This is a genomic window from Saccharophagus sp. K07, assembly GCF_014336955.1.
Classification (GTDB): Bacteria; Pseudomonadota; Gammaproteobacteria; order Pseudomonadales; family Cellvibrionaceae; genus UBA5868.
The window spans coordinates 657,633-674,917 of record NZ_QRAI01000002.1 but is presented as its reverse complement, the minus strand read 5'-3'; the positions used below and the strand labels follow the sequence as shown (position 1 = coordinate 674,917).

The following is a 17,285-nucleotide window of genomic DNA, read 5'->3' as shown; positions in this document are numbered from 1 at the left end:
GTTAAAAATAGTTATTCGTATCTAAAAGCTTTCACTTCAGCGGTAGCCACATGGTCCCGCGGCCACTTCCGCCACAGCGGGGGCGCATTATAACCGGCCTGCGCAAGGCTGACAGTTCAGCCTTCCACCAAATCCTGCAAGTGTGCAGGTGGCGACATATCCCGGCGGCGATAAAACTCTTCCACGTACGCAGATAAGCGCTTGTTCTCAATCGCAGCACGCAACTCTCTCATGACTTGTTGGTAATGATGGAGGTTGTGAATGGTATTGAGTTGAGCGCCCAACATTTCGCCGCAACGATCCAGGTGGTGCAGATAGGCGCGACTGAAGTTGCGGCAAGTGTAGCAATCGCATTCAGCGTCCAACGGACCAGTATCGTGTCTATGCGCGGCGTTGCGGATCTTGACCACGCCAGTACTGGTAAAGAGATGACCGTTGCGCGCGTTGCGCGTCGGCATTACGCAGTCGAACATATCCACGCCGCGCACTACGGCCTCCACTATATCTTCCGGCTTGCCTACTCCCATCAGATAACGCGGTTTGTCGTTCGGCATCTGCGGTGTCAAATGATTGAGAACGCGCAGCATATCCGCCTTGGGTTCTCCGACGCTTAAGCCACCGATGGCATAGCCGTCGAAGCCGATTTCTTTTAAACCTCGCAACGAGATCGAGCGCAAATCCTCGTACATGCCACCCTGCACAATACCGAACAGAGCCGAAGGATTATCGCCGTGCGCACGTTTACTGCGCTCTGCCCAGCGCAAGGAAAGCTCCATGGATTCTTTTGCCTGCTCCCAAGTCGCCGGGTAAGGGGTGCACTCGTCGAAAATCATCACAATGTCCGACCCCAGCTCACGTTGGACTTGGATGGCAACTTCTGGATTCAGGAACACCTTGCTGCCGTCGATGGGCGAGCGGAAGGTAACGCCCTCTTCGGTAATCTTGCGCAGATCGCCCAAGCTGAAGACCTGGAAACCGCCCGAGTCGGTCAGGATCGGTCCTTTCCAACCCATAAAATCGTGCAAATCTCCGTGCGCCTGAATCACCTGTGTGCCCGGACGCAGATACAGGTGAAAGGTATTGCCCAAAACAATCTGAGCACCGGTCGCCTCTATGTCTCGCGGCAAAATACCTTTGACGGTGCCATAGGTGCCAACCGGCATAAAACAGGGCGTTTCGACCACACCGCGCGGGAAGCGCAAGCGACCGCGACGGGCAAGCCCGTCCTCACAATCCAATTCAAACTGCATAAACGACATAGGCTGAATTCTTAACTAAGTGTCAGGCGTTAGAGTTGGGCAAATCCGCCTCTGCCTGCGGATTGCGGGTGATAAACATGGCATCGCCGTAGCTGAAGAAGCGATACCTCTGAGCGACTGCATGCTGGTAAGCCGCCATAGTATGGCGGTATCCGGCGAAAGCGCTGACCAACATCAATAGGGTTGATTCAGGCAGATGAAAATTCGTTACCAGGGCATCCACCACCTTAAAACGGTAGCTCGGGTAGATGAAAATATTGGTTTCCCCTTCAAATGGCGCGAGCGTGCCACTTTTCGCCGCCGTTTCCAGGCAGCGCACGCTGGTGGTGCCCACCGCTATGACCCGTCCGCCGCGCGCTTTGGCTGCTGCGACTTGCTCGCACACTTTTGCCGACACCGCCATCACCTCACTGTGCATGGTATGGGTGCGCACATCGTCGACGCGCACGGGGCGGAAGGTACCCGCTCCCACATGCAACGTCACAAAAGCCGTTTCCACACCTTTTTCTGCGAGCTGTTTAAGCAGCAGATCATCGAAATGCAAACCTGCAGTGGGAGCCGCTACGGCGCCGGGGTTGCGTCCGTAAACAGTTTGATACCGCTCGCGGTCTTCTGGCTGATCCGGGCGATCAATATATGGAGGTAGCGGCATATGGCCGATTTCATCCAGAACATCCATCACCGAACGGTCCGCAGGGAAACTCAGTTCAAAAAGATCTTCACTGCGCCCAACGACGGTTACTTCTGTTAGGTTTTCCAGGGATAAACGGCTGCCGATTTTAGGCGACTTGCTGGCACGGACGTGGGCCAGCACTTTGTTGTCTGACAGGACACGCTCCACCAGAATTTCGATTTTTCCGCCCGTCGCCTTTTGGCCAAACACACGCGCAGGAATAACGCGCGTATCGTTGAAGACCATTAAGTCGCCCGGCTGCACCAGCGATAGCACATCGGCAAATTGGCGATCCTGCAAATTACCGCTGGCACCCTCGAGACACAACAAACGGCTAGCGCGCCGCTCCGCAGGGGGCGCTTTGGCGATTAATTCTTCAGGCAGGTCGAAATAAAAATCCTGGCGCCACATGGAGATCAAGGCTCAAAAAAAGAAAGGCGCAAGGGTATAGGAAAATGCCAGGTAATGCATCGCTTGTTCGCCGGCAAAATCCACTTGACAAGCTCAAACCCAGATTGGGCACATGAGAGACGACAAAAGGGATTTTTGAGAAAAGAAAAAAGACAAGAAATTAAGAATTGGTAGCGGGGGCTGGATTTGAACCAACGACCTTCGGGTTATGAGCCCGACGAGCTACCAGGCTGCTCCACCCCGCACCTGATCAACTAACCTAGCGGCTTAGCTGAGGCCGCGAATTATAGGGAGCACCCACAGGGGCGTCAACCATTATTTTCATTTGCATTAAATTTCTTCCCGCAATCTCAATTGGACGGGATAAGGGCGCAAATAGGTTTGTTGCTTAATGTATGCATTGGTGCTGGTCTCCAAATACTGAAGCAACAGATTGATTGGCACAGCGAGCGCAACTTGGCCGATGCGATACTGCTCGATGACTTCCGCCAGATTTTGCCGCAACTCTCCAGACAAACTGTCTCGCAAATATCCCGCCACATGATGAAGAGCATTCACATGTCCCTTTCGCGTCGGTGGCCTCACGGTTCCTTGCATTAAAACTTCAATATAACGCCCCATGACATTTTGAAGATTTTTGCGGTTGGCACCGGAAATAATCGCACCAGCTTGCCGATAAAGCGCTTGCCCATAGGACATCACCAGATATTTTTGCCGGGAGTGAAACTCAATAAGATTTTTTGCACTGGGATTTTCCATTACTTCTTTTATCCATCGATCGTAGAGAAAAACCCGGCTTATAAAATTTTCCCGCACATAGAGATCATCCAAGTGCACTGCCTCTTCCACCGGCAACAATGGAAATAAATTGCGCAAACGTTCCGCAAATACGCCCGAGCCTTTAACAACCGTTTTCCCATCATTACTGTAAACATTGGCACTGACCAGACCGCAACTCGGCGATTTATTCATAAAAATATAGCCGCGCAGAGTTTTGGCTTGGTCAGCAATAGATTCAGCAAACTCCCTTAATCGATCCGTAACATCCATATTCGAATTTGCCGTGCCAACTGCACGCACGCTTCCGTCTTTATCAGCAACCAGATGAATGGTTTCGCGAGGAACTCCCAAACCAATGGCCACCTCGGGACAAAATGGCTTGAAGTCAAAATACAAATGCAATTGTTCGGCACAAAAACTATGGTATTTGTGGCCACCGTTATACCGCACCCGTTCTCCCAACAAACAGGAAGAAATACCTACAGGAATTTTTTCGTTATGCGGTTCTTGCATGAAATTTTGCGGCCCCAGAAATGACAAAGCCGACTCGTGGTCGGCTTTGTCGCGATAAAAAACGCTTTACATTAAAGCGAGCAATTCTTCGGTTTTCCGCTTCATCAAATCGACGTCGCCGCGCGCTTCCACATTCAAGCGAAATACCGGTTCAGTACTGGAACTGCGTACATTAAAGCGCCAGTCAGCAAAAGCAATCGACAAACCATCCGTTTTATCCACTTGCAATGCTTCTGGAGAATAGATTTCTTCTATGCGCTTCAACAAAGCGACAGGATCGGCCACTTTGCGGTTGATTTCACCACTGCAAGGGAATTTGGCGATTCGCTCACTGACCATTTCCGACAATGTCTGCCCGCGGCGACTCATCAATTCAACCAGCAACAACCAGGGGATGGTGCCGTTGTCACAATAGGCAAAATCGCGGAAATAATGGTGCGCACTCATTTCGCCACCGTAAACGGCATCCTCCAGGCGCATGCGCTCCTTAATAAAGGCATGACCAGTTTTGCTCTGCACCGCTTTGCCGCCGTTGCTCTCCACCAAGTCCACCGTGTTCCACACCAGACGTGGATCGTGAACTATGGAAGCGCCGGGGTATTTGGCCAAAAAGGACTCCGCCAAAAGACCGACCACATAGTAACCATCAATGAAATTGCCTTTTTCATCGAAGAAGAAACAGCGGTCAAAATCCCCATCCCAAGCAATGCCGATATCGGCTTTGGCTTCAATGACAGCGCGCGAGGTAACGCCTTGGTTTTCCACCAGGATCGGATTGGGAATGCCATTGGGGAAATTGCCATCCGGCTCGAAATGGACTTTGACAAACTCCAGCGGCAGGTAGGATTCCAACGCATTTACCACTGCACCAGCACCACCATTACCCGGGTTCGCCACTACCTTGAGAGGCTTGATCTTGCTGACATCGACATAGCTGAGCAGGTGGTCCACATAGGCTGCCCGCATATCTTGTCTGGTGACCGACCCCACACGCTTTGCCGCTTTGAAGATGCCGCTTTCGGCCAGCGCACGGATTTCACTCAAGCCACTATCGTTGGATATAGGACGTGAGCCTTTTTGCACCAGCTTCATCCCGTTGTAGTCCATCGGGTTGTGACTGGCAGTCACGCAGATACCACCATCAACGCCTAAATGAAAGGTGGCGAAATACACCTCTTCGGTACCGCACTGGCCTATATGAGTTACATCCGCACCCGCTTCCGTCAGCCCACGCACCAGCGCATCCGTTAGGGATGCGCTGGTCAAACGTATATCGTGTCCAACAACAACACTTTTGGCATCGAGAAAGTCGACAAAAGCTCTGCCGACTCTGTAGGCGACCTCTTCGTTCAACTCTTCAGGAACGCGGCCGCGGATGTCGTAGGCCTTGAAGCATTCAATCTTCATCGCATCGTCCGTAATACTTAGCCTTTGTAGATGTTGTGGTAGACGTAGTTGGTCGCTTCGACGAAGCCTTCAACGCTACCGCAGTCAAACCGACGACCTTTGAATTTATAAGCCAACACGCATCCAGTCTGCGCCTGAGTCAGCAGCGCGTCAGTCAACTGAATTTCGCCATTTTTCCCTGGAGGAGTCTTTTCCAGGATGTCGAAAATATCAGGAGTAAGAATGTAGCGGCCGATTACCGCCAGATTGGAAGGGGCATCCTTAGGATCCGGCTTCTCCACCATGTTGGAGACTTGCACCAGATCAGCTTTGATCTGACTGCCAGCGATCACACCGAATTTGGAAATCTGGTCTTCTGGTACTTCCTGGATAGCAACGATACTGCAGCGAAATTGGCGGTAAAGGCTGACCATCTGCGCCAAAACCCCGGGAGTGTCACCATCAGATACGCACAAGTCGTCAGACAGTACAACACCGAAGGGCTCATCACCGATCAAACGTTTACCATTTAATATGGCGTCCCCCAACCCTCTCATCTCACTTTGACGGGTAAAGGAGAAAGAGCCCCGGGCCATAACAGAACGAATCGAGCTGAGATATTCCTCTTTGGAAGTTCCGGCAATTTGATGTTCCAATTCATAGCTGACATCGAAATGGTCAGCAATTGCCCTTTTTCCTCGACCTGTAACAAAACCTATTTCGTTGAGCCCTGCTTCCAACGATTCTTCCACTCCATATTGCACCAGTGGCTTATTTACAATCGGAAGCATTTCTTTGGGCATGGACTTGGTGGCGGGGAGGAAACGGGTACCATAACCCGCAACAGGGAACAGGCACTTCTTAATCATAAAAATCAATCCTTAGGGCTGATGGCTCGATTAAACAAGGCGCCGACTATACCATACGGCTTTTAACGAAATACAACGGAGACCCCACAGCTGAGCGCTTTTTGCTGGACATCATGCGTTTTACCGCTAGAATGGCACTCCCCGGCGACTTGGCACCTGTGTTGGCGGCCGAATCGTCGCAGCTCAGAATAAAACTAATCCGACGCCCGTAGATTCTTCTCACGCGATCAACCACATACGATTAAACAACGAGTACCCTATGCAGCCTTTCGAGCCGAAACCCTCCTACGGACGCGATGAATTGCTCGCCTGTGGCGATGGCGCCATGTTTGGACCCGGCAACGCGCAGCTTCCCAAGCCAAATATGTTGATGGTTGATCGGATTGCCCATATCAGCCATACAGGTGGTGAGTTTGGCAAAGGCGAAATCGTAGCCGAGCTGGACATTCATCCCGATCTGTGGTTTTTCTCTTGCCACTTCCCCGGCGACCCCGTTATGCCAGGTTGCTTGGGCCTCGACGCCATGTGGCAGCTCGTCGGGTTCTATTTGGCATGGCGAGGCAACCCCGGTCGAGGCAGAGCCCTGGGCGCAGGAGAGGTGAAATTTACCGGCCAAGTTCTTCCATCCGCTAAGCTGATTACCTATCACATCAATTTGAAGCGCGTAATCGAACGAAAGCTGGTGATGGGAATCGCAGACGGTAGAGTGAGCGTAGATGGAAAAGACATCTACTTTGCCAAAGACCTTCGAGTTGGCCTGTTTACCAATACAGAAACCTTTTAAGGCTGCAGCATAAAACCGATGCGCGCCAAGCGAAGCAGGAAGGGAGAATTGTTGTCAGACATCTGTCTTACATATCTCCCGACCGATCCGCTTATCAACCGGATGCTCTATCCGGAAGACCATCCGGACCACTCCGGATTAATGCATTTCAATTCTGATCCAGTTACAAGAGGCTTTTTATGAAACGTGTTGTTGTTACCGGAATGGGAATTGTGTCCTGTTTAGGCAACGATATCGCAACCGTACTGGACGCTCTGAAAAACGGTAAATCCGGGGTTAAGTACAACCCGAGCTATGAAGAGCAGGGTTTTCGTAGCCTAGTGTCCGGGTCAGTAGAGATAGATCTCGCCGAGCATATCGACCGCAAAAGTTTACGCTTCATGGGCGACGCAGCTGGTTTTGCTTACGTTGCCATGCAAAACGCCATTCGGGATTCCGGCCTGAGTGAAGCGGACGTTTCCAATGAGCGCACCGGCATCATCATGGGATCTGGCGGCGCCTCGACCAAGAGCGTAGTGGAATCTGCCGACATAATGCGCAGTAAGGGCGTTAAAAAAGCCGGTCCCTACCGTGTAACCCAAACCATGGGAAGCACTGCCTCTGCTTGCTTGGCCACCCCCTTCAAAATCAAAGGCATCAACTACTCCATCTCCTCCGCTTGCGCTACCAGCGCGCACTGTATCGGCAACGCGATGGAACTGATTCAACTCGGCAAACAAGACGTTGTATTCGCAGGCGGCGGTGAAGAAGAACACTGGACCCTGACCGGCTTGTTTGACGCCATGGGCGCCCTGTCCACTAAATACAATGACACCCCCTCCCAGGCGTCGCGCGCTTATGACGCGGATCGCGATGGTTTTGTGATCGCAGGCGGCGGCGGCTGCCTGGTGATTGAATCACTCGACCATGCCCTCGCCAGAGGAGCCAAAATCTACGGCGAACTGGTCGGCTACGGCGCCACCTCCGATGGATACGACATGGTCGCTCCGTCCGGGGAAGGCGCGGCGCGCTGCATGCGTCAGGCGATCGCCATGACCGACAGCACCGCCATCGATTACATCAACTCTCACGGCACCAGTACTCCAGTCGGTGATATCGCAGAGTTGCGCGCAGTCAAAGAAGTGTTCGGCGATAAGATCCCGACTATCAGCTCCACCAAGTCCCTGACTGGCCACTCTTTGGGAGCCACTGGTGTGCAAGAAGCGATTTACAGCTTGCTGATGATGCAGCACAGCTTTATCGCTGCTTCTGCCAACATCAACAAATTGGATCCTGAAGCTGAAGGCATGCCGATTGCGCTGGAAAACCAATACAGAACACTGAACAAAGTTATGTCAAACAGCTTTGGTTTCGGCGGTACAAACGCAACATTGATTTTCCAACGTTACAACGGTTAATCACCCGCTAAAAACCAAATGGCCGCGAAAGGAGTCGCGGCCATTGATGCTCAAATCTCAAATCAGCTTAAGCTGACATTGCCCGCACCAGACGCCCCATTTGGATCTCCCTCTCCAACCATTCCGATACCTTGCTTTTGATTCCCTGGCGCCAGCTGCGGTATTGGAAACCGAAATTATTGGTACAGCGCTGCCCTTTCAGCCAGCCGCTGTAAGGAGTAAATCTCTGCTCCAGCGCGCCGAGAGAGATGGCGCCGGCCTCATACCCCGCCTTTTGCAGCAGCCGAGCCACATGGTCGGCCAACTCAGCTTCCGAGCAGCTGTCACTGGCGTGGAGATGAAACACCCCCCAGTTCTGCGCGCCGCAAAAAATCTGCTGGATCATCGCCTGAACCAATCTCACCACGTCCTCTATGAACACCGGTGATCCTCTCCAGGTATCGGAGACGACACATTCTCCTCGATACAAAAGGGCTTCGCAGAGACGATGCAAAACACCTGAAGGACGATCCAGCACCCAAGGTAAACGAATAATGATCGACTTCTCCCAGCGGGCAGCCTCCTGCTCTTTGGCGAGCAATAACGCCCCGATATTCGTATCTGGCTCCGGCTGATCCTGTTCCGACATACCAATGGTTTGCTGCGCCACTCCAAATACTTCATGGGAGGAAAGACTGATCAGCACAATCTGATGCTGGCGGCACAGATCAGCCAGATGGCGGGCATAATCCACTGCGGCTTCCGGCTCCAGCCAATCGCTCCACAGGCGGGTATCGACAACAACAGAGGGCTTGCTGCGCTCAATTTGAATACTGAGGGCATCGCTATCGGGCGCATCCGGATATACCACGGGAATTGTGTTGGCTTCTAAAGCCTTCACATGCGCAGCGCCTAAGGGTGAAAACTGATCCGTAACTAGAACTTTGAACGCCACTGCGTTGCCACCGCTCGCGAGAGTCGAGAACTCTGGATTGAAGGAGCGCCATCATTGAAGATGGCGCCGGCCAATTTTAAAACGGAATGTCGTCGTCGAATCCGTCAAAGTCGGGCACTTGAGATGAGCCCGCCGGAGAGGAATGGGGAGCGGAGTGTTGCGGTGGGCTTTGACGCGGAGCTGAGGGGGCCGATGGCGGCGCGCCGTAATCCGGACCGCCGTATTGAGCAGACGATGATGAAGTATCGACGCCGCCAGCGCGGCTATCCAGCATCTGCAGTTCAGCGGCAACGATTTCAGTCGTGTAACGATCCTGCCCCTGCTGATCCTGCCACTTACGAGTACGCAGAGATCCTTCGATATAAACCTTGCTGCCCTTGCGCAGGTATTCTCCCGCAATTTCAGCCAGCCGATTGAACAGAACTACGCGGTGCCATTCAGTGCGCTCTTGCGCTTGACCAGTCTGCTTGTCTTTCCAAGTTTCCGACGTCGCCACACTGATGTTTGCTATGGCACTTCCACCCGGTGTGTAACGGACTTCGGGGTCTTGTCCGAGGTTACCCACCAATATCACTTTATTTACGCCACGGCTCGCCACTCTACCCTCCAAATTTCAAATACCATGCTGAACGCACAAGTCTACAGGAAAAAATCACTGCCAAGGATATTGGCCTCAGGGAACCGCAGCCTTTTGCAGGAATGCATTCAACTCGCTTTTCTGGAAAAACTGATCATCTACTTTCAGATACAGGAGCGCCTGCTCCTTCACCCATAAGGCTTCCACCACACCGGGCACCGCATTTTGGATGGCTTCTACGGGCACGTCATGCTCTAGAGGCACACAAACGCTGGTGAGGTAACGAGGCGCACGCATACCGACGGCCATAATCAACCACACGATGTTGACACACAAGGCTGCGATCAAAACGCTGTCGAAACCCCAGTTTTGATAGCACAGCCCTCCGATCACACCACCGGATGCAGCGCCGAGAAACTGAGACGTCGAAAAGATTCCCATAGCCGTACCCTTGTTGCCCGCGGGTGCCATTTTGCTGACCAGCGATGGCAGCATAGCTTCCAGAAGATTAAATCCGGTGAAGAAGATCAACAGACCCAGCAGCCAATATTCCAAGCTATGGACGTAAACAAGAAAGACTTCAGCAAGGCCCAATAACGCAACCGCACCTATAAAGACTGTTTTAATTTTGCGCCGACGCTCAGCGACATACATAAACGGCAGCATCAGCACAAACGCAATCATCATAACAGGCAGGTAGTAGTGCCAGTGCTGGCGTGTACCGACACCAGCGTCGTCCAACACCAGCGGCACAACCACGAACATCGCCGTCAGCGCAAAATGCAGCGCAAACACACCGACGTTCAGGCGCATCAATTCACGGTTGCGGACAGCTTTCTCTAGCAGCGTCGGCACTGCCAAACCATCGGACCCGGCTTTTCTGCCGGCCGGCGGGTCAGGAACGAGCAGGCGGAGAATTGCGATACCAATAAACGCTAGGCAGGCAGAGGTCCAAAAAACGGTTGGCAAACCGCCCATGGAGGCAAGGAGCGGTCCCAAGATCATGGCAACGGAAAAAGACAGGCCGATAGACGCACCTATAACTGCCATAGCGCGGGTGCGATTTTGTTCCGAGGTCAGATCGCCCACCAAGGCCATAACCGCGCCAGCAATAGCTCCCGCGCCTTGCAAAGCCCGGCCGATAACCAGCCCCCAAATCGAGTCCGTGCTGGCAGCGACAATGCTGCCGACCATAAAAATGGCAAAGCCGAGATAGATAACCGGCTTGCGCCCCCAGATATCGGAAAGCAGTCCAAGAGGCACCTGGAAGATCGCCTGGGTCAGTCCATAACCGCCCAAGGCCAGCCCGAGCAAGAACGGCGTGGCGCCTTCATACTCGGAACCAAAAATCATCATGACAGGAAACACCATGAACAAACCGAGCATGCGAAACACATACAACAGCGCCAGAGTTACTGTCACTCGCACTTCGGAAATCGGTCGACCGCTACTCACATCGTTCCTCGCCAATCACAAAAGAGCGGCATTCTAACAGCGGTGACTGTCGGTCCAAAGGATTTGTGTCGCACTTGATTAGCTCCGCCCAGCGACAAAAATGAAAGGAAATTTTGCTAAAAGTGATAAATTGACAAGCAACTCAGGCGAGAGCGATGGTTTTTTACTCTTTCGGCAAAACAGGAATTTAGGCATAATTCCCGCCGCTTTTGGTAATCAATCCCGCTTCCGGACACCCAGGTCAGGATCAACATAAGGCAGACAATATTGTGACCGCGACTTCAGCACGCCCCGATGTCAAGGGTATATCGCTGTACTCTTTAAACAACAGCTTGCAAACGGGACTATTGGCCTCGCTGATTACCGAAAAAATCGGGGTTACCTGTTCCATCATCAAGCAACTCGCCCCGGATACCACCGCCGATCATTTATTGCTTATTGACTGCCAGGGACTTAGCGGCGACGACCTGCGCGAACTGATCAACGAAGTTCACTCCCACAGCCAGCCATTGACCGCCGCCCTGCTTAACGCGCAATACAACAGCGAGCACGAAAACCTGCTCGACTGGCCGTGCATTTCCGGTCTGTTCTTTGTCGATACCGATCAAGAACAGTTGATCCGCGGACTGGAATGTTTATTACAGGGAGAATACTGGGTTCCCCGCCGCCTGCTGCATCATTTCCTGGAAAAGAACCGTCGCGCTCCGTCAATCCGCCATACGGATATCAAACTGACCAAACGCGAACGCCAGATCCTGCGCCTGATCAAAAACGGCGCGACCAACCTGGATATTTCGGCGGCGCTGGAAGTCAGCGAACACACCGTCAAAAGCCATCTGTACAACGTTTACAAAAAAATCGGCGTGCGCAATCGCCTGGAAGCGAGCAACTGGGTGCGCGACATGGAAGACCTGTAGATTTATACAGGTTGTCAACGAAAAACCTCATCCTCTCTCGCCAGTTTTCCGTATACTAGCCCCCTTTTAGCGGCGCCCTCTGCGGCGCCCGCTCTCCGCTTAAAGCTCAATTCTCACTGCAAGAGGTAGCTTGTGGATCGCATTTTGGTTCGTGGGGCGCGCACCCATAATCTCAAGAATATTGACCTCGATATTCCCCGCGACAAGCTGGTCGTCATAACCGGTTTGTCTGGCTCCGGTAAATCGTCTCTGGCTTTTGACACTTTGTACGCTGAAGGCCAGCGACGTTATGTGGAATCCCTGTCGGCCTATGCCCGCCAGTTTCTCTCCATGATGGAAAAGCCCGATGTCGATCATGTCGAAGGCCTGAGTCCCGCTATTTCCATCGAGCAAAAATCTACCTCACACAACCCGCGCTCCACTGTCGGTACCATCACGGAAATTTACGACTACCTACGCCTGTTGTTTGCCCGCATCGGTGAGCCGCGCTGCCCGATTCACGGCGTACCTCTGGCTGCACAGACCATCAGTGAAATGGTGGACCAGGTTCTCGCCCTACCGGAAGGCAGCAAACTGATGCTGTTGGCGCCCGTGGTGCGCGAGCGCAAAGGCGAACATTTACACGTCTTCGAATCGCTGCGACGTGACGGTTTCGTCCGGGTTCGCGTCGATGGAATTGTGGTCGACCTGGATGATGTACCAACGCTGGACAAAAAAAAGAAACACACCATCGATGTAGTGATCGACCGCTTTAAAGCGCGCCCCGACATTCAACAGCGACTTGCCGAAAGTTTTGAAACCGCCATTCAGCTTTCCGGCGGCTTGGCAATGATCGGTTTTATCGACGGCGAAAAACCCGAGCAAATTTTTTCTGCCAAACACGCCTGCCCGCATTGCGATTATTCAATTCCAGAACTGGAACCGCGCTTATTTTCCTTCAACAATCCGGCAGGCGCCTGCCCGAGCTGTGACGGCCTCGGCGTTAAACAATTTTTTGCTGAAGAAAAAGTGGTGCAATTCCCCGAAGAGTCCATTGCAGATGGTGCTATTCGAGGTTGGGACAGACGCAGCCTGTATTATTTCCACATGCTGTCGTCAGTTGCCAAACACTACAAATTCAGCTTGGATACGCCGTGGAACAAACTGACAAAAAAACAACGGCAAATTATTCTCTATGGGTCTGGCGACGAAGTAATTGATTTTGTCTACGTCAACGACCGCGGTGATTCTTTTCACCGACATCATGTATTTGAAGGTGTCATTCCCAATTTAGAGCGACGTTATCGCGATACTGAATCCAGCTCCGTACGCGAAGATCTCGCCAAATATTTAGCGAGCCAAGCATGCCCGGAATGTGAAGGCGCCCGATTAAAACTGGAAGCGCGCCACGTTTTTGTGGACAACAAAACGCTGCCGCAAATTACCAATATGCCTGTTGGCGATGCGCACCAGTATTTCTGCAAATTATCCTTCACCGGCGCACGCGGGAAAATTGCCGACAAAATCTTAAAAGAATTGCGCGATCGCCTGCGTTTTCTGGTGGACGTTGGTCTGAATTATTTAACACTGAGCAGAAGCGCCGAGACACTGTCCGGTGGTGAAGCTCAGCGAATACGTCTGGCCAGCCAGATTGGCGCAGGCCTGGTCGGTGTTATGTATATTCTCGATGAGCCATCCATCGGCCTCCACCAACGCGACAACGACCGTTTGTTAAGAACCCTGACCCATTTGCGCGATCTCGGTAATACCGTGATCGTGGTTGAGCACGACGAAGACGCCATACGCAGCGCAGATTACATTATTGACGTAGGCCCCGGCGCAGGCGTGCACGGCGGCGAAATTGTTGCCCAGGGAGCTCTACCGGATATTCTCAAAAGCAAAAAATCCATTACCGGCGCCTATCTTTCCGGGCGCAAATCCATTGCGGTTCCCAAACAGCGATTGGCCGTCGATAAAGATAAATGGCTGATATTGGAAGGTGCGCGCGGCAATAACTTGCAGAACGTCACTCTGCGCATTCCTGTTGGTGTGATGACTTGCGTTACGGGCGTTTCCGGCTCAGGAAAATCGACCTTAATCAATAACACGCTTTATCCGATTGTGGCGACCGAATTGAACGGTGCGACCACGCTCACGCCGGCGCCTTACGACGCTATTCATGGCTTGGAGCTGTTTGATAAATGCGTCGATATCGACCAAAGCCCGATCGGTCGCACGCCTCGCTCCAACCCCGCAACTTATACCGGAATTTTCACACCGATCCGCGATTTATTTTCCGCAACGCCGGAGGCGCGCTCGCGCGGATATCAGCCCGGCAGATTCAGCTTCAACGTCAAAGGCGGACGCTGTGAAGCCTGTCAGGGCGACGGCATGGTCAAAGTGGAAATGCACTTCCTGCCGGATATTTATGTCCCCTGCGATACCTGTAAAGGTAAACGCTACAATCGGGAGACCTTGGACGTTCACTACAAGGGCAAAAATATTCACGAAGTGCTGGAAATGACTGTCGAAGATGCGCGCGCATTTTTCGATGCAGTGCCAGCCATTGCAGGTAAATTACAAACCCTGATCGACGTCGGGCTTTCCTATATCCGCTTGGGACAGTCGGCGACCACGCTCTCTGGCGGTGAAGCGCAACGCGTGAAACTCGCGCGCGAACTGTCCAAACGCGATACCGGAAAAACCTTATACATCCTCGATGAACCGACTACCGGTTTGCACTTCCACGACATCCAACAGCTTTTATCTGTTCTCCATCAATTGCGCGACAGAGGCAATACAATCGTAGTTATTGAACACAATCTGGACGTTATCAAAACCGCAGATTGGATTGTCGATTTAGGTCCGGAGGGCGGCAGTGGTGGTGGACAAATTATTGCCGAGGGAACGCCGGAAGATATTTGCAAAATTTCAGCTTCACATACCGGTCGCTTCTTAAAACCTTTATTATCCGGCAACCCTGCCAGTCCACCGAAAAAAGAAAAAGGCCGCACAAAAAAATAAACCCAGCAGATCTGGGTTTATTTTTTACGCTTGATTTGATTTTGGCCTATATTGCCTTTTTGGAATTTGCCTGAGCTTCGCGCTCGAGGCTATCAATTTGGTCCAAAGCTTCAATCAAACGTGCGTCGCGCGTGAATGCCATTTTCCCCTCGATGACTTCGCGCGCTTTGTCGTATTTTTTGAATTCACAAAACATCATCGCGCGATAGACAACCGTTTCCACATCCTCTTCCGTAGCATCATTCAGTTCTACTTCATCCAATTCCATTAATTCAAGGTTTTCCATTTCCTTGCGGTACTCATCCGGATTGTACTGCGCCATTTTTTCCGCGATAGACATACGAACTTCTTCATCAGGACGGCGCGTCGGATGTGCATTTTTATCTTTCTTGCTGCGTTTTTTCGTCGGCTCTTCGATCACTATTGGAGTTTCAGCACCAACAACAGGTTGCACAGAAAATTCTTCAGCTTCCGGCAATGCTTGAGTCAAATCTTCGATTGGGAGATCGTCCAATGACTCCAAGCTTTTGAGAATGTCTTCGTCCAAAACCAAATCTTCAAAGGCTTCCTGCACTTCCCGAACCGTTTCATCTTCCTGTTCGGCAACAGGATCAACCGGAGTGACTTTCTCGCCGATCCAGTCTTCTTCGTTTTTCTTTTTATGCGCATATACAGGCGTCAAGTCGCCATCATCAAATTCCACTGGATCCGGCTCTTGCACAGGTGCAACGCGTTTTTCGGCTACAGATGTCGCAGGGGAGTAATAACGCGGCCCTACCGGCTCTTCATCCACTCGTTTCGCCGGAACCATGCGGCGGTAGTAGGCGAACATGCCAATGAACAGAGCGCTTAGCGCAACGGCAGCACCAAATAGCAGCCACATCAGCCAACTTTTGGATTCTTTCTCGGTGACCGGAGGTGTAATTGCCGGTTCAACATCGATGATGGACTCGGTTTGTACATTATTTTCCAGGGGCACAGGCGCACTTGTTTGCGTTGCCAGAGATACATCCGCTTTTTTGCGGTTGTCGACAGGAACGCCGATTTCACCCAACAGAGTGTCCATCTCCTGGGAGACATCATTGTCAGGAACACCTAATTTTTCGCGCAGATCGGAGATCTGCTGGCGCTGCAAAACGATCAATTGCTTCAGAGTGTCGAGATACTCAGAACTCTCCAGCTTCTCCATACGCGCTTTTAGAGTTTCATTTTCTCTGACCAGCAAATCGATCAATTCGCGCGTTCTATCGTCCCGACTGTCGGTTCCAATTGTCAGCAATCCGCGGACGCTGCCACTTTGCGCCGCATCATTACCTGCATTTCTGCGGGCTTCCTGTGCAGCTTGATCAGCAACAGCTTCCGCTCCGGATAAACCTTCACCCGAACCGGTTTTAGGCAAAGGCGCCAGGCTGGGGGCTGTTGTCCTAGCCGTCTCATCCAATCGATAAGCTGTCAGATCCGGCATCTGCAGCACAGCGCCCGCGCGCAAGCGGTTGATATTGTTGTTGGCGAATGCATGGGGATTGTTCTCGAACAACCACTGAGCGGTATCGCCGATACTCTGGCTTGTGCCTTCACGCCATCTTTCGGCGATTTTCGACAGAGTGTCACCCGGCTTGACTTTGTATTTGCCCTGGTCGGTCACCAGAGGTTCAAGGCGAATTTGTGAAGGCGCAGAACGGGTGGAAGTTGGTGTCGATCGAGACGGCTGGGAAGTAGCAGGCTGCGAAACAACACGAGGGGTTTCTTTGGGAACTTCGCGAACAGGTACCAGCGGGGGCGGGTCGAGCAACAGCGGATACTCGCGATATACCACACCTTTTGGCCAGCGCAGCTCCACCAACAAACTGAGATAAGGTTCATTAATAGGCTCGCGGGATGTCAATGTGACCGAGGGAGCGCCTTTACGAGCGTCCAATTGGAAGTCAATTCGGTAAGGGACGTTAAAAATGTCGACACCCATTTTGCGGGCTTCATCCGGTGCCACTTGGCGCACGATGATCGTCTGAGGATCTATATCCCCTTCAAGGGAGACCAGATCGATGGTGGCTTTCAAAGGCTGCCCCAAGTAAGAGCTGGAACTCATCTCGCCAAGCCCCAGGGCGAAGGCCAGAGAGGAAACTGAGGCAAAGGTCGCGCCGCACAACGCCGCTATAGCACGCCTCAGGCTAGGACGTGGCGGGAATGGGATCGCCAATAGCCTATTTTCACTTTTATTGTTTTTCAGACCATTGTCACCGAATGAACTCACGTCTATACCTCAATTTTTCTTACTACAGGCGTTGACTGGAAGAAGCCCCGAGCCCGTGCGCAGGCCGGTTTCCCGT

The 17,285-nt window shown here is 52.2% G+C and carries 13 protein-coding genes and 1 tRNA gene; 4 read left to right on the top strand and 10 right to left on the bottom strand.

Annotated features, from left to right (window positions below):
• Positions 1–116: 116 nt before the first annotated feature.
• The 6 genes from tgt to galU form a co-directional block, all read right to left on the bottom strand.
• Positions 117–1,250, bottom strand: coding sequence for a tRNA guanosine(34) transglycosylase Tgt (gene tgt / locus DWB84_RS09410; RefSeq protein WP_187409605.1), 1,134 nt, complete (start codon positions 1,248–1,250; stop codon positions 117–119).
• A gap of 31 nt (positions 1,251–1,281) precedes the next feature.
• Entirely contained in the window at positions 1,282–2,343 is a 1,062-nt protein-coding gene (gene queA, locus DWB84_RS09405; RefSeq protein ID WP_187409499.1) for a tRNA preQ1(34) S-adenosylmethionine ribosyltransferase-isomerase QueA, read from the bottom strand.
• 168 nt (positions 2,344–2,511) lie between these two features.
• Positions 2,512–2,588: transfer RNA gene (locus tag DWB84_RS09400), tRNA-Met, on the bottom strand.
• Between the two features lie 85 nt (positions 2,589–2,673).
• Positions 2,674–3,636 carry a DUF523 and DUF1722 domain-containing protein gene (locus DWB84_RS09395; protein ID WP_187409498.1) on the bottom strand — a complete coding sequence of 321 codons (963 nt, stop codon included), beginning with the start codon at positions 3,634–3,636 and terminating at the stop codon, positions 2,674–2,676.
• A gap of 66 nt (positions 3,637–3,702) precedes the next feature.
• Entirely contained in the window at positions 3,703–5,043 is a 1,341-nt protein-coding gene (locus tag DWB84_RS09390; RefSeq protein ID WP_187409497.1) for a phosphomannomutase, read from the bottom strand.
• A gap of 17 nt (positions 5,044–5,060) precedes the next feature.
• A complete protein-coding gene (gene galU, locus DWB84_RS09385) occupies positions 5,061–5,891 on the bottom strand; it encodes a UTP--glucose-1-phosphate uridylyltransferase GalU (protein WP_187409496.1) in 831 nt (276 codons plus the stop codon).
• Between the two features lie 259 nt (positions 5,892–6,150).
• On the opposite strand from galU, the gene fabA reads away from it, so the two are divergent.
• Both fabA and fabB read left to right on the top strand, forming a co-directional pair.
• Entirely contained in the window at positions 6,151–6,675 is a 525-nt protein-coding gene (fabA, locus tag DWB84_RS09380) for a 3-hydroxyacyl-[acyl-carrier-protein] dehydratase FabA (protein WP_187409495.1), read from the top strand.
• Between the two features lie 179 nt (positions 6,676–6,854).
• Positions 6,855–8,072, top strand: a complete 1,218-nt coding sequence (gene fabB, locus DWB84_RS09375) for a beta-ketoacyl-ACP synthase I (protein WP_187409494.1) — start codon at positions 6,855–6,857, stop codon at positions 8,070–8,072.
• Positions 8,073–8,139: 67 nt separating this feature from the next.
• Here fabB and DWB84_RS09370 read toward each other — a convergent pair whose 3' ends face one another.
• The 3 genes from DWB84_RS09370 to DWB84_RS09360 all read right to left on the bottom strand — a co-directional run bounded on the left by DWB84_RS09370 (position 8,140) and on the right by DWB84_RS09360 (position 11,038).
• Positions 8,140–9,006: a sugar nucleotide-binding protein gene (locus DWB84_RS09370; RefSeq protein ID WP_187409493.1), complete on the bottom strand. Its 867-nt coding sequence runs from the start codon at positions 9,004–9,006 to the stop codon at positions 8,140–8,142.
• Between the two features lie 76 nt (positions 9,007–9,082).
• Positions 9,083–9,604: a single-stranded DNA-binding protein gene (gene ssb / locus DWB84_RS09365; RefSeq protein ID WP_187409492.1), complete on the bottom strand. Its 522-nt coding sequence runs from the start codon at positions 9,602–9,604 to the stop codon at positions 9,083–9,085.
• 75 nt (positions 9,605–9,679) lie between these two features.
• A complete protein-coding gene (locus tag DWB84_RS09360) occupies positions 9,680–11,038 on the bottom strand; it encodes an MFS transporter (RefSeq protein ID WP_370589694.1) in 1,359 nt (452 codons plus the stop codon).
• 269 nt (positions 11,039–11,307) lie between these two features.
• Here DWB84_RS09360 and DWB84_RS09355 point away from each other — a divergent pair, with 269 nt between their 5' ends.
• The gene (locus tag DWB84_RS09355) at positions 11,308–11,955 is read left to right on the top strand and encodes a LuxR C-terminal-related transcriptional regulator (protein ID WP_370589693.1); all 648 of its coding nucleotides are present in this window, start codon (positions 11,308–11,310) and stop codon (positions 11,953–11,955) included.
• A gap of 132 nt (positions 11,956–12,087) precedes the next feature.
• Positions 12,088–14,958, top strand: a complete 2,871-nt coding sequence (gene uvrA / locus DWB84_RS09350; protein ID WP_187409491.1) for an excinuclease ABC subunit UvrA — start codon at positions 12,088–12,090, stop codon at positions 14,956–14,958.
• A gap of 46 nt (positions 14,959–15,004) precedes the next feature.
• Here uvrA and DWB84_RS09345 read toward each other — a convergent pair whose 3' ends face one another.
• Complete coding sequence (locus tag DWB84_RS09345) at positions 15,005–17,209, bottom strand: FimV/HubP family polar landmark protein (protein WP_187409490.1); 2,205 nt, start codon at positions 17,207–17,209, stop codon at positions 15,005–15,007.
• Positions 17,210–17,285: the final 76 nt, after the last annotated feature.